This window comes from Desulfomicrobium aestuarii (genome assembly GCF_055385525.1).
On record NZ_AP042427.1, the window covers coordinates 1968941 to 1982226 of the forward strand.

A 13286-nucleotide genomic window follows, 5' to 3' on the forward strand; every position below is an offset into this window, starting at 1 on the left:
TGTCATACAACCTGGCACGTTCCTTCCTATACAAGGATCGAATTTCGGCACCGGCATCCCGGCCGCGTTCGAAAACACCACGGAGGACAGTTATGGTTCAAAACTACGTTTTCCCGGCGACCGTATCCGAAGCGGTCACGGTCCTCAGCACCAACAGGGGGAAGGCCCGGATCATCGCCGGCGGCACGGACCTGATGCTGGAGCTGCAGGACGGCAAGAACACCTGCGACGTGCTGGTCGACCTGACCCAGATCGCGGAACTCAAGAACATCACGGAGGAGAACGGGTTCATCCGCATCGGCGCGAGCGTGACCCACGCCCAGGCGTCCAAGTCCGAGCTCATCCTGCAGCACGCCCCGGCCCTGGCCCAGGCCTGCCGCAAGGTCGGCTCCCTGCAGATCCGCAACATGGGCACCATCATCGGCAACATCGTGACCGGCAACCCGGCCGCCGACGCCGCCGTGGCCCTGGCCTGCCTGGAAACCACGGCCGAGGTGACCACGCAGGAGGGCATGCAGTCCATGCCGCTGGAAGACATGTACGCCGGCGTCTGCCTGTCCTGCATCGACAGCTGCTGCCAGGTCGTGACCCACGTCAAATTTCCCGTGAAGCAGAAGAACCAGGGTTCGGCCTACCTGCGCATGGAGCAGCGCAAGGCCCTGGCCCTGCCGATGCTGGCCGTCTCGGCCATGGTCGCCCTCGACGGCGACAAATTCGAGTGGGCGCGGCTCATCATCGCCCCCGTAGGGGCCGGTCCGCAGCATGCCCTGGACGCCGAGGCCTTCCTCAAGGGCGCCCCGGTCACCGCCGCGACCATGACCGAAGCCGGACAGCTGGCCCGCAACCAGGCCATGTTCCGCAGCAGCGCCATCCGCGGCTCCAAGGAATACCGGATGGGAGTCCTGCCCGTTTTCGTCGAACGGGTCCTTCAAGCGGCTGTCGAAGACGCCCGCAAAGCATAACGGAGGAAGAACATGCCGAACCAGATCATTTCATTCCGACTGAACGGCGAGGTCGTCGAGATGGCCGTCTCCCCCGCGGAGATGCTCCTCGACGTGCTGCGCGAGAAAATGCACCTCACGGGCACCAAGCGCGGCTGCGGCAAGGGCGAGTGCGGCGCGTGCACCATCATCTTCAACGGCAAGGCCATGAACGCCTGCCTCATCCCGGCCATGCGCGCCCAGGGCGCGGACATCCAGACCATCGAAGGCGTCGAGGGCCCGGGCGGCCTGCACCCGCTGCAGCAGAGCTTCATCGACAAGGGCGCCGTGCAGTGCGGCTTCTGCACGCCGGGCATGATCATGTCCGCCAAGGCCCTTCTGGACAAGAACAAGTCCCCCTCCAAGGAGCAGATCCGCGAGGCGGTCGGCGGGAACATCTGCCGCTGCACCGGCTACGTCAAAATCGAGGACGCGGTGGAAGACGCCGCGCGTCAACTTCGGGCCTCTGCGGTCAAGGGAGGAGAGCTATGAGCCAGTTCGAATATGTCGGAAAAAGCGTCAACAGGCGCGACGGCGTGGACAAGACCACGGGTCGCGGCCTCTTCACCACGGACATCTTCCTGCCGGGCATGCTCTTCGCCAAGGTCCTGCGCAGCCCGCACCCCCACGCCCGCATCGTGTCCATCGACACCTCCGAGGCCGAGAAGCTGCCCGGGGTCAAGGCCGTCATGACCCACAAGAACGGACCCAAGAACCTCTTCAACGCCGCAGTGCCCATGTTCCTGACCATCCCGCAGCTCGAGCGCGTGCTGGACCAGTACCTCTTCGACGAGATCGTCCGCCACGTGGGCGACGAGGTGGCCGCCGTGGCCGCCACGAGCGAGGCCATCGCCGAGAAGGCCCTTGGGCTCATCAAGGTCGAGTACGAGATCCTGCCCGCCGTGTTCGACGCCCTGGAGGCCATGAAGCCCGAGGCGCCCGAACTGCACGCCGGCAAGGGCTGCACGCCCGAAGGCAGGAACATCCCGGCCGAGATCGTGAAGATCCCCTATAACGACGTGGAGAAGGGTCTGGCCGAGTCCGACGTGATCGTCGAGCAGACCTTCGAACTGCCCGTGCAGAAGCAGGTCCAGATGGAGACCCAGGCCGCCGTGGCCCAGGTCGACGGCAACGGCGACGTGACCGTGTGGTCCACCACCCAGACCCCGCACCCGTCGCGGGCCATCCTCGGCCAGATCTTCGGCATCGCCGCCAGCAAGATCCGCGTCCTGGCGCCCCCCTACGTTGGCGGCGGCTTCGGCGTGCGCATCGGCCTGAGCGGCAAGGCCGAGCCCATCGCCATGGGCCTGGCCCTGCTGGCCAAGCGGCCGGTCAAGCTGGTCTACACCCGCAAGGAGGACTTCATCGCCTCCGACACGCGCCACGCGGCCTACGTCACCGTCAAGCTCGGGGCCAAGAAGGACGGCACGTTCCAGGCTCTGGACATGAAGGGCGTCTTCAACACGGGCGCCTTCTGCACCTTCGGCGCGGAGCTGCCCGGCGTGTGCGGGGCCATGACCCTGGCCATCTACCGCATCCCGCACCAGCGCTACTTCGGCCACAGCGTGTACACCAACCGCACCAGCGCCGGCGCCATGCGCGGCTTCGGCAACCCCCAGGGCAACCTGGCAATGGAGCAGGTCGTGGACATGATGGCCGAGAAGCTGGGCATGGACCCGCTCGAACTGCGCCGGAAGAACATCATGAAGGCCGGCGACCCGTGGTGCCTGCCGTACCCCTGCGGCACGACGGAACTGGCCGAGTGCATGCGCCAGGGCGCCGAGAGCATCGGCTGGGAACGGCGCGGCAAGCTGAACGAACCCGGCGCGGTCAAACTGCGCGGCCTGGGCATGGCCGTGGGCACCCACGTCAGCAACGCCTGGCCCTTCTGCGTGGACTACGACAACGCCTACGTGACCATCCAGCCCGACGGCTCGGCCCACGTGGCCTCGGGCGTGCCGGACATCGGCACGGGCACGAGCACGAGCCTGGTGCAGATCGCGGCCGAGACCCTGGGGATAGGCATGGACAGCATCAGCCTGACCTACGGCGACACCCTGGGCACGCCCTTCGACATCGGCAGCCACGCCAGCCGCACCTGCTACGCGGCCGGCACGGCCATCAAGGCCGCCGCGACCGACGCCCGCAAGCAGCTGCTGGAATACGCGGCCGGCTACTTCAACATCGCGCCCGAACGTCTGGAGATCAAAGGCGGAGTCATCTCGCCGGTTGCCGGGAGCCTCGACGAGTGCTCGGGCTCGGGCCTGTGCCAGCTCGAGGAGGTCAAGGAGGGCAAGGGCAACTCCGTGACCGTTGAGGAACTGGCTTACCACGCCCACGTCCGCAATAAACAATTCATCGGCGTCGGCCGCATCGTGCCCGAGAACGCCCCGCCGTGGCACGCCTGCTTCGCCGAGGTGGAGGTCGACACGCGCACGGGACAGGTCCGGGTCGTCAAGCTGGCCGCCGCCCACGACGTGGGCCGGGCCATCAACCCCATGATCGTCGAGGGCCAGATCGAGGGCGGCGCGGCCCAGGGCATCGGCTACGCCCTGAGCGAGGAGATCACCTACAACGACAAGGGCCGCCAGCAGCAGTACAGCATGCACAACTACATGCTGCCCACGGCCGAGGACATGCCCGAGATCCACTCCATCATCGTCGAGTCGCACGACCCAACGGGGCCGTTCGGCGCCAAGGGCGCGGGCGAGTGCAGCCTGGTCTGCCCGGCCTCGGCCATCGCCAACGCCGTGGCCAACGCCACGGGCTACCGCTTCAAGCAGATTCCCATGACCCCGGAACGCGTGTTCAAGGCCCTGAACTCATAAACACGACGGCGCAGGGGCGGTCCCCTGCGCCGCTTCCCCCTGGAGGGGCGACATGAAGAAACTGCTCTTTGCCGCCGTGACGGCGGCCCTGGCCGGATCTGGGCACTACGTGAACGGCGCCGAGGGCATCAAGGCCGCGACCCTTCCGCCGCAGGGCTTATACTGGCGCATGTACAACCTCTTCTACACGGCCGACGACCTGCGCGACAAACACGGCGACGAGATCGACGTCGACTTCGACGTGAACGTCTACGCCCTGGTAAACCGCCTCGTGTACTCCTCGGACATCGAGATCCTCGGCGCAAACGTCGTGGCCGACATCTGCGTGCCCCTGGTCTACACCGACATCTCCATGAAGGCCGGCGGCATGACGCTTTTCGACGACAACGAGTTCGGGCTGGGCGACATCCTCATCGAGCCCGCCATCCTGGCCTGGCACGGTCCGCGGTACGACGCGGCCCTGGGCGTGGGCGTGTACCTGCCCACGGGCGATTTCGAGGACGACGAGCCGGCCAGTCCCGGCAAGGGCTTCTGGACCGGCATGCTCACGGCCGGCGCGACCCTCTATTTCGACGAGGCCCGGACCTGGTCGGCCTCCATCCTGTCCCGCTACGAGATCCACTCGGAGCAGGAGGACACGGACGTGACCTACGGCAACGACTTCCACTTCGAGTGGGGCCTGGGCAAAACCTTGGCCAAGATCTGGGACGTGGGCCTGGCCGGCTACTGCCGCTGGCAGGTCACGGACGACAGCGGCCCCGGCACGTCCGACGACCGCGAGGAGGCCTACGCCGTGGGCCCGGAAGTCAGCGTCTTCGTGCCCGACTGGGGCCTGGGCGTGTCCCTGCGGTCCCTGTGGGAGTTCGAGAACAAGGTCAACTCCCAGGGCAACGTGACCACCCTCATGATCATGAAAGCATTCTAACTGACTGTTGAAAAATTCAATATTCGCAGGGCGTTCAAAAATGGTGAGATGCAAGGAAGCGGAAAAAGCCAGGACGCGCAGTGTATTGCGCATACATCAGCGGTCTGGCTTTTTCCGCTGACGCAGCAGATCGCCGTTTTTCAACGCTCTGCTAAGGAACGAAGCCATGTTCACCATAGTCAACCGCGAGGAGATGGCCGGCGGCACGGTCATCCTCAACGAGATCGAGGCCCCGCGCATCGCGGCCAAGGCCAGGCCGGGGCAGTTCCTCATCCTGAAGGCCAACGAGAACGGGGAGCGCATCCCCCTGACCATGGCCGAAACCGATCCCGACAAGGGAACCGTGACCGTCATCTACATGGTCGTGGGCAAAAGCACGGAGCTCTTCAAGCGCCTGAAGGTCGGCCAAGCCTACCAGGACGTCATCGGCCCCCTGGGCCAGCCCACGCACATCGAGCCCGGAAAGAAGGTGGTCTGCGTGGGCGGCGGCACCGGCGTGGCCGTGCTGCACCCCATCGCCCGCGGCATGAAGCAGGCCGGCTGCTCTGTCACCTCCATCATCGGCGCCCGCAACAAGGACCTGCTCATCCTTGAAGAGAAGATGGGACTGGCCTCCGGCGAGCTGCACGTCTGCACCGACGACGGCTCCTACGGCCGCAAGGGTTTCGTGACCGAAGTGCTGAAGGAGAAGCTCGACGCAGGCGGCGTGGACCAGGTCGTGGCCATCGGGCCGGTGCCGATGATGAAGTTCGTGTCCCTCATGACGAAGGATTACGGCGTGCCGACCATGGTCAGCCTCAACCCGATCATGATCGACGGCACGGGCATGTGCGGCGGCTGCCGCGTGACCGTGGGCGGCGAGACGAAGTTCGGCTGCGTGGACGGGCCGGAATTCGACGGGCACCAGGTCGACTTCGACGAGCTGATCCTGCGCCTGCGGGCCTACACCGAACAGGAACGCTGCAGCCACGAGCGCTGCAAGTGGGAAGAAGGAGGCAACGCATGAGCACCGCCAAAACCCCGCGACAGGCCATGCCCGAGCAGCCGCCCCTGGTCCGGGCCCGCAACTTCGAGGAAGTCCCCCTGGGCTACACCCCGGAACAGGCCGTGGCCGAAGCCTCGCGCTGCCTGCAGTGCAAGAGCCCGGCCTGCGTGCAGGGCTGTCCCGTCAATGTCGACATTCCCGGTTTCATCAAGCACATGGCCGCCGGCGACTTCGACAAGGCCATCGGCAAGATCTGGGAGCGCAACAGCCTGCCGGCCGTCTGCGGCCGGGTCTGTCCCCAGGAGGTCCAGTGCGAGGGCAACTGCCTGCTGGGACGCAAGGGCGAGGCCGTGGCCATCGGCAACCTGGAGCGATTCGCCGCCGACTGGGAGCGGCAGCACCATGTCTGCGAACTGCCGTCCCGCGACGCGGCCACCGGCAAGCGCGTGGCCGTGGTCGGCTCGGGGCCGTCGGGCCTGACCGTGGCCAGCGACCTGATTCTCAAGGGCCATGAGGTCAGCCTCTTCGAGGCCTTCCACAAGCCCGGCGGCGTGCTCGTCTACGGCATCCCGGAATTCCGGCTGCCCAAGGACATCGTCGCCGCCGAGGTGTCCTGCCTGCAGGCCCAGGGCGTGAAGCTCGAGTGCGACGTGGTCGTGGGCCGCACCGTGAGCGTGGACGAGCTCTTCGAGCAGGGCTTCGACGCCGTGTACCTGGGCGTGGGCGCCGGCTTGCCCAAGTTCATGCGCATTCCCGGCGAGAACCTCGTCGGCGTGCTCTCGGCCAACGAGTACCTGACGCGGGCCAACCTGATGAAGGCCTACCTCTTCCCCGAGGTGGACACGCCCATCCCGCGCGGCAAGCAAGTGGCCGTTCTGGGCGGCGGCAATGTGGCCATGGACAGCGCGCGCACGGCCATGCGCCTGGGCGCGGACAGGGTCAGCCTGGTCTACCGCCGTTCCCGCGACGAGATGCCGGCCCGCAAGGCCGAGATCCACCACGCCGAGGAGGAGGGGCTCAACTTCGAACTGCTGTGCAACCCGGTGCGCTACCTGGGCGACGACAAGGGGCGCCTGACGGGCATCGAGTGCATCCGCATGGAACTGGGTGAGCCCGACGCCTCGGGGCGCAGGCGGCCCGTGGAGGTGCCGGGCTCGGAGTTCGTCGTCGAGTGCGACCTGGCCATCGTGGCCATCGGCGCCGGGGCCAACCCGCTGCTGACCCGCTCCACCCCGGACCTGCCCCTCAACAGGTGGGGCTACGTCACGGCCAACGCGGACACGGGCAAGACGGGAAAGAAGGGGGTCTGGGCCGGCGGCGACATCGTCACCGGCGCGGCCACGGTCATCCTGGCCATGGGCGCGGGCCGCAAGGCTGCCGACTCCATCCACGAATACCTGACCTGGGGCTGGTGACAACCGGGGGAGGCCAACCCTCCCCCGTTCCCGAAATCACGAGGAGGAGCCATGAACCTGAACGAACGGGTCATCGCCATCAAGAGCGGCGGTGAAATGGCCTCGGCAATCGTCTGGCGGCTGTACCACGCGCGACTGCGCCGCATCGTCATCCTGGAGACGGCGCACCCCCTGGCCGTGCGGCGCACGGTCAGCTTCTGCGAGGCCGTGCACGACGGTTCCTGCATGGTCGAGGACGTGCGCGGCGTGCGCATCGAAGGGCCCGAAGAGATCGAGGCGGCCTGGGCCGCAGGCGACGTGCCCGTACTGGTGGACCCCGAATGGCGGAGCCTTGAGGTTATCCGTCCCGACGCGCTCGTGGACGCCATCATCGCCAAGCGCAACCTGGGAACCAGCGTCCACGACGCACCGCTGGTCGTCGGCCTGGGGCCGGGCTTCGAGGCCGGGAAGGACGCGCACCTCGTCGTCGAGACCAACCGCGGCCACGACCTGGGGCGCATCATCACCGCAGGGATGGCGGCCCCCAACACGGGCATTCCCGGCACCATCGGCGGGTTCTCGAAAGAGCGCGTCCTGCGTGCGCCCGTGCCGGGCAAGCTGGTCTGGGACTGCTCGCTCGGCGACCAGGTGAAAAAGGGACAGATCCTGGGACGGGTCGACGGCTCGCCCGTCACGGCCGAGATCTCCGGACTCCTGCGCGGACAGATCCGGCCCAACGGCCATGTGCCCCAGGGCCTCAAGCTCGGGGACATCGACCCGCGCGGAGACATCGCCTACCTGCACACCATCTCCGACAAGGGCCGCGCCATCGGCGGGGCGGTGCTCGAGTGCATCATGAGGGCGTTCAATTGACCTGGCCCGAATCCATGGCCGATGCCCTGGCCCTGTCCGAGCGGGGTCTGCTGGCCATCGTCGGCGCGGGGGGCAAGACCACGACCATGTACCGCCTGGCCGCGGAACTGTCCGAACGCGGGCTGCGGGTGGCCTGCACGACCACGACGAGGATATTTCCCCCCGAACCGCGGCAGGCCCGTCTCATCCTGGCCGAGAACAACGAGGCCCTCCTCGACGACTGCCGGGACGCATCGGCCCCGGGTCGACCGGTCTGCATCGCCTGGGCGATGGAGAACGGCAAGCTCATGGGGCTATCGCCGGAATTCATCCACAGACTGCTGGACGCGGAAATCTTCGACTGGATCCTGGTCGAGGCCGACGGCGCGCGCTGCCTGCCCCTCAAGGCCCCGGCCGCGCACGAGCCTGTCGTTCCCGGCCGCAGCACCCATGTCCTGGCCGTGGCGGGGCTGACGGGCATCGGAACGCCCCTGGACGAACGGCACGTCTGCCGGAGCGCACGATACGCGGAACTGAGCGGCCTTGCTTACGGAGCCCCGGTCACCCCGGCTTCCGTCGCCCGTGTCTGCGCCCACCCCGAGGGTCTGTTCAAGGACGCCCCGCATGGGGCTGAAAGGCTCCTCTGGCTGAACCAGGCCGACGCCCCGCAGGCCCTCGAACACGGACGCGCGATACTCGACCTGCTGCGCGATGCCGGCGCCATGCCCCGTCGGGCCTGCATCGGCTCGGCCGGACGCACGCCGTGCGTCATGGAGGTCCGGGCATGAACGTGCGGGGAGTGATCCTGGCCGCCGGGCTCGGACGGCGCATGGGCGCGGTCAAACAGCTCCTGCCCTTCCACGGCCGGCCGCTGCTGCAGCACGTCATCGATGCGGCCCGGGCCTCGACCCTCGCGCATCTCGCGCTGGTCCTCGGCAACGCCCATGCCGAGATCCTGTCTCGGATCGACGCGCGCGGCGTCGACATTGTGCTGAACCCCGACTTCGCGTCCGGCCAGAGCACTTCGGTTCGCGCCGGCCTCGCCCACGGGCCCGACGCCGACGGCGTCATGTTCCTTCTCGGGGACCAGCCCCTGATCGGCGCCCCGCTCATCGACATACTCGTGACACGCTTTCTGGCCGAACGCCCCTCGGCCCTCGTGCCGGTCCACGAGGGCCGTCCCGGCAACCCCGCCATCATCGGCCGCGAGCTGATGCGCGATGCGCAGGGGCTGACCGGCGACGTCGGTGCCCGACACCTGCTGCGCGACAACGCCCGGCATGTGCAGAAATTCGAGATCGGTGACCCCGCCGTGCTTCGCGACGTGGACACCATGGATGACTACCTGGCCCTGCTGGCCATGCGCCGGCAGGCTGCCCAAGATGTTCACAGACCCTGAACGAGGAGAAGGACATGAAGACCATCGCTGTCGAACACGCTGTCGGAACAGTGCTCTGCCATGACATCACCCGGATCGTGCCGGGCGGCGAAAAGGGCCCGGCCTTCCGGCGCGGGCACGTGGTGCGGGAGGAGGATATCCCCGTGCTGCTCGATATCGGCAAGGCCAACCTGTACGTCTTCGACCCGGCCGACGGCTACGTGCACGAGGACACGGCCGCCGTCCGCCTGGCCCGCGCCGCCTCCGGGCGCGGCATCGCCTTGAGCGCCCCCCGGGAAGGCAAGGTCACGCTGACGGCCGAAGAGGACGGCCTGCTGTGCATCGACGTGGACGGGCTCATGCGCCTCAATTCCATCGAGGACGTGACCTTCAGCACCATCCACCGCCACCAGCGCGTGCGCCCCGGCCGCGTCCTGGCCGGCACGCGGGTCATACCGCTGGTCGTCCCCGAGGAACTCATGCGCGCGGCCGAGGCGGTCTGCGCCGAACACGCCCCCCTGATCGAGGTCAAACCGCTGCGGCGCGCCAAGGTCGGCGTGGTGACAACGGGCAGCGAAATCTTCCACGGCCGCATCAAGGACGGTTTCGGCCTCCTGCTGCGCGCCAAGTTCGACGACCTGGGCAGCGAGGTCGTGGACCAGGTCTTCGTGTCCGACATCGTCGACCTGACCGTCGACGCCATCACGGCCCTGATCCGGCAGGGCGCGGACTTCATCGCCGTGACCGGCGGCATGAGCGTGGACCCCGACGACCAGACCCCGGCGGCCATCCGCGCCACGGGGGCCGAGGTCGTCTCCTACGGCGCACCCACCTATCCAGGCGCCATGTTCATGCTGGCCTACTTGGGCGATGTGCCCATCCTGGGTCTGCCCGGCTGCGTCATGTACTACAAGGCCAGCATCTTCGACCTGGTGGTACCCCGCATCCTGGCCGGGGAGCGCCTCACGCGTGGCGACATCGTGGCCCTGGGCCACGGCGGCCTGTGCGAAAACTGCGGCACCTGCCACTACCCGGCCTGCGGCTTCGGGAAGTGACAGGGCCGGGGGGAAGGAAGGGCTCAATGGACGAAATGGACGTGATGGACGAGATGGACGTCATGGACCTGATGGCTGCCCAGGACCTCTCGGCAGAGCTGGCCCTTACAAAACTCAGCTCAGGAAATGTCCATACCGTCCATTTCGTCCATATCGTCCAGGCCCCCGCCGCCTTCCCCCTCACAGCCCCCTGCTCTCGAACCAGCGGAAAAGCCCCAGGGCCACGGCGATGAAGACGATGATGACCACCCAGGGCGACACGCCCAGGGTTTCGGGCAGGCCGATCTTGCCCAGGTCGGCCCAGGACAGGACAGTGGCCTTCATCAGCGGGTAGAGTTCCGCGTAGAGGGCCGCGCCGGCGAGCATGCCGGCGATGCCGAAGGCGGCGTGCCAGCGCCCCTCGCCCAGGGCGCCCACGGACGTTCCCGGACAGAAGCCCATGACCGCCCAGCCCGCGCCGAACAACGCGCCGCCGACCACGATGGCGCCCACGTTCATGGGCTTGTGGCCGAGGGCGATGACGCCCGCGTCCGCCAACAGGGTTACCCCGACCATGCCGACCATGATGGCCGAGAGCATGAACTTGAGGATGGTCATGTCCTTGAGGAGCATGGCCCCGACCTGCTTCTCGAAACGCAGCACGCGCCCCTTCTGCAGCAGGAACCCGAAAAGAATGCCGGTCACCAGTCCCATGATCTGCGCAGTGTCCATCACTTCCTCCTCCCGTAGACCATCGCCGCCACGACGATGCCGACCCCGAAGAACATGGCCAGGGCCGCGAAGGCGCTGACCGAGAGTTGCATCATGCCGCTCAAGCCGTGCCCGCTGGGGCAGCCGTCGGCCATGCGCGCCCCGAACATGGCCACGACGCCGCCGAGAAAGGCGGCCGCGGCCCGCTTGCCCACCGACGGGCCGAAGCGCTCCCTCCAGACCGGGGGCACGCCTTCGAGCCTGAAGCTTTTGTCCGTGGACGACGCGATGAACGCGCCGGCGAAGATGCCCAGCACCAGCATGAACTGCCAGTCGACCTTGACCTTCTCCTTGGTGAAATACTCGTTGGCCTCCACGCGTTCCGGCACGACCTGCTTCTCGATGATGCCCGCCCCGCGCACGAAGGTCGTCGAGGCGCCGAGATAGGTCGTCTTGCCCAGCCAGACCGTGGTGGCGTAGGCCGAAAGAATGGCCAGCACGCCCACCAGCGCCCCGGCCAGATACGGGCTCCAGCCGCCGTCGTTCCTGTTTGCCTGCATTCGTGTTCCCTCCTGAAAGATTGAAAGTCGAAACCGAGCGCCGCCGGGCGGCGCGCATGCCGCTTGAGATAAACCATACCCAACAATAGGGAAAAAGTGGAGCCCCAAATGAATGGGATTTCATCTCTTCTCTGACAGAATTATTTCCCGTGGCAAGGTTTGAGCGTACAACGTGCCTCGAAAAAAACCGGACTCCTTGCGGCGGTCCCATTCCCTGCACACGGATTATGCTGTAGGGAATGTCGCAGCATCCCGTAAAAGGCGACCCGTCTATGTATGCGACAACGCCTCAAGCCGCCCATGCGACACGTCAGGTCGGCAATTTGTCCGCACAGACCTGTTCAGAGGACACACAAATGAGTTTGCGCTGCACGAAAGCAATCTTGATGAGCAAGACAACGCATGTGATTCTGATCATCCTTGCGCTCGCATCAGCATCCTTGTCACTGGCCGCATCCGCCATGGTCAACATCGAAATCGCCCCGGGCACGTTCAAATCCATTCGCCTGAAGACGCTGCCCAAGGGGGCCGTCGTCGACGTACAAATTGAAAGCACGGGAAGCATTGTCGTGGCCATGGTCAACACCAAGGGCTATGTCAGCTCCTCCCGGCCGCTCTTCATGGGCCGGCTGGACAGGAAACTTTCCTTCACGGTGACCATCCCAGAGTTGGACGACTACTATCTCGTCCTCGACAACCGAAAAGGAACTGACAACAGAAGCGTCAGCATAGCCTTTCAGGCCAACGCACCGTCAAAGAACGAGCCGCAAAAAAATCCAAGCCAGCTTTGACACTGCTCTTTGAACACATCTGGCCGCAGAAAATCTGGGTGAACAATCCACAATGAATCTCATATATCACAGAAAACATGCCTTGCAGACACAAAAGTCACACGTCCTTGACACAATATAAACAGTAACGTCATGCCAACACGGCATGCATCTAATTCATTTTTACCCATCGCCAGCCACATATCCCTGCCATAAAACGTAACAACCAGAATTAAATCCTGCGCCATTCCATTTTGCGACAAGAAATTCATAGGTCATACAAAAAATGTATGACCTATAACTACTCAGTTTATAAATACAACCAGAACTATATCTATCCAGATGTATTGAATGATTCGACCAAACACAAAAAATCTGAAAACCCTATTGACGAATATTTTGTAGAGCGGTATGGAAACTATAAAAATCTGTTAACTACGGACAAAACTCTTCCTCTTCCATCTGTATTCGCCTGACAATACAGGCCAAATTCTCCTCTCCCGTCTCCGTATCCAAGTCCAACGGCGCCGTCTGGTAGATTTCCGATCATTTCAGTCAGGAGACACGACACATGCCCCAAACCATGCCGCGCACCAGAGCGTCGGACCGGGATTCCCGGCCGGCCAGCGGAATATCGGAGCACGATGTCGCCAGATTTTTTGAAGCAGAGTGATTGCGGGCAGCAATGGCGGGGTTCATTGCAAGGGGGAGGTCATGAATTCGTTTTTACGGAAGATTTGGAAGAGCGAGAGCGCGAGGGCGAGAAAGAGTGCCGTGAAGCGAGGCCAAAAGGTTCATCTCGAAGTCCTTGAACCGCGCGTTCTTCTCTCGGCTGACGATCTGATACCGGGCGTTTCGATAGCCATTGG

At 65.3% G+C, this 13286-nt stretch carries 13 protein-coding genes; 11 read left to right on the forward strand and 2 right to left on the reverse strand.

Translation table 11 applies throughout. The features are described from left to right. The first annotated feature begins 92 nt into the window (after window positions 1–92). From ACZ5AC_RS08925 to ACZ5AC_RS08970, 10 genes are all read left to right on the forward strand, one after another. Window positions 93–962 (forward strand): FAD binding domain-containing protein, encoded by an 870-nt coding sequence (locus ACZ5AC_RS08925; RefSeq protein WP_464247272.1) that lies wholly within the window; start codon window positions 93–95, stop codon window positions 960–962. A 12-nt stretch (window positions 963–974) separates the two neighbouring features. Next, entirely contained in the window at window positions 975–1472 is a 498-nt protein-coding gene (locus ACZ5AC_RS08930) for a (2Fe-2S)-binding protein (RefSeq protein ID WP_464247273.1), read from the forward strand. Beyond that, a complete protein-coding gene (locus ACZ5AC_RS08935) occupies window positions 1469–3808 on the forward strand; it encodes a xanthine dehydrogenase family protein molybdopterin-binding subunit (RefSeq protein ID WP_464247274.1) in 2340 nt (779 codons plus the stop codon). Before ACZ5AC_RS08930 ends, ACZ5AC_RS08935 begins: the two co-directional genes overlap by 4 nt. A 52-nt stretch (window positions 3809–3860) precedes the next feature. Further along, a complete protein-coding gene (locus ACZ5AC_RS08940) occupies window positions 3861–4733 on the forward strand; it encodes a SphA family protein (RefSeq protein WP_464247275.1) in 873 nt (290 codons plus the stop codon). A 166-nt stretch (window positions 4734–4899) separates the two neighbouring features. After that, window positions 4900–5739 (forward strand): sulfide/dihydroorotate dehydrogenase-like FAD/NAD-binding protein, encoded by an 840-nt coding sequence (locus tag ACZ5AC_RS08945; protein WP_464247276.1) that lies wholly within the window; start codon window positions 4900–4902, stop codon window positions 5737–5739. Beyond that, a complete protein-coding gene (gltA, locus tag ACZ5AC_RS08950) occupies window positions 5736–7133 on the forward strand; it encodes an NADPH-dependent glutamate synthase (protein ID WP_464247277.1) in 1398 nt (465 codons plus the stop codon). The genes ACZ5AC_RS08945 and gltA overlap by 4 nt, the downstream gene beginning before the upstream one ends. A 51-nt stretch (window positions 7134–7184) precedes the next feature. Further along, complete coding sequence (gene yqeB / locus ACZ5AC_RS08955; protein ID WP_464247278.1) at window positions 7185–7985, forward strand: selenium-dependent molybdenum cofactor biosynthesis protein YqeB; 801 nt, start codon at window positions 7185–7187, stop codon at window positions 7983–7985. Further along, window positions 7982–8752: a selenium cofactor biosynthesis protein YqeC gene (gene yqeC / locus ACZ5AC_RS08960; RefSeq protein WP_464247279.1), complete on the forward strand. Its 771-nt coding sequence runs from the start codon at window positions 7982–7984 to the stop codon at window positions 8750–8752. The genes yqeB and yqeC overlap by 4 nt, the downstream gene beginning before the upstream one ends. Further along, a complete protein-coding gene (locus tag ACZ5AC_RS08965) occupies window positions 8749–9363 on the forward strand; it encodes a nucleotidyltransferase family protein (RefSeq protein WP_464247280.1) in 615 nt (204 codons plus the stop codon). The genes yqeC and ACZ5AC_RS08965 overlap by 4 nt, the downstream gene beginning before the upstream one ends. A gap of 14 nt (window positions 9364–9377) precedes the next feature. Beyond that, window positions 9378–10397 (forward strand): molybdopterin-binding protein, encoded by a 1020-nt coding sequence (locus ACZ5AC_RS08970; protein ID WP_464247281.1) that lies wholly within the window; start codon window positions 9378–9380, stop codon window positions 10395–10397. A 180-nt stretch (window positions 10398–10577) separates the two neighbouring features. Here ACZ5AC_RS08970 and ACZ5AC_RS08975 read toward each other — a convergent pair whose 3' ends face one another. Both ACZ5AC_RS08975 and ACZ5AC_RS08980 read right to left on the reverse strand, forming a co-directional pair. Then, complete coding sequence (locus ACZ5AC_RS08975; protein ID WP_464247282.1) at window positions 10578–11108, reverse strand: DUF6691 family protein; 531 nt, start codon at window positions 11106–11108, stop codon at window positions 10578–10580. Next, a complete protein-coding gene (locus tag ACZ5AC_RS08980) occupies window positions 11108–11647 on the reverse strand; it encodes a YeeE/YedE thiosulfate transporter family protein (protein ID WP_464247283.1) in 540 nt (179 codons plus the stop codon). The genes ACZ5AC_RS08975 and ACZ5AC_RS08980 overlap by 1 nt, the downstream gene beginning before the upstream one ends. 272 nt (window positions 11648–11919) lie before the next feature. Here ACZ5AC_RS08980 and ACZ5AC_RS08985 point away from each other — a divergent pair, with 272 nt between their 5' ends. Further along, window positions 11920–12438: a hypothetical protein gene (locus ACZ5AC_RS08985; RefSeq protein ID WP_464247284.1), complete on the forward strand. Its 519-nt coding sequence runs from the start codon at window positions 11920–11922 to the stop codon at window positions 12436–12438. Window positions 12439–13286: the final 848 nt, after the last annotated feature.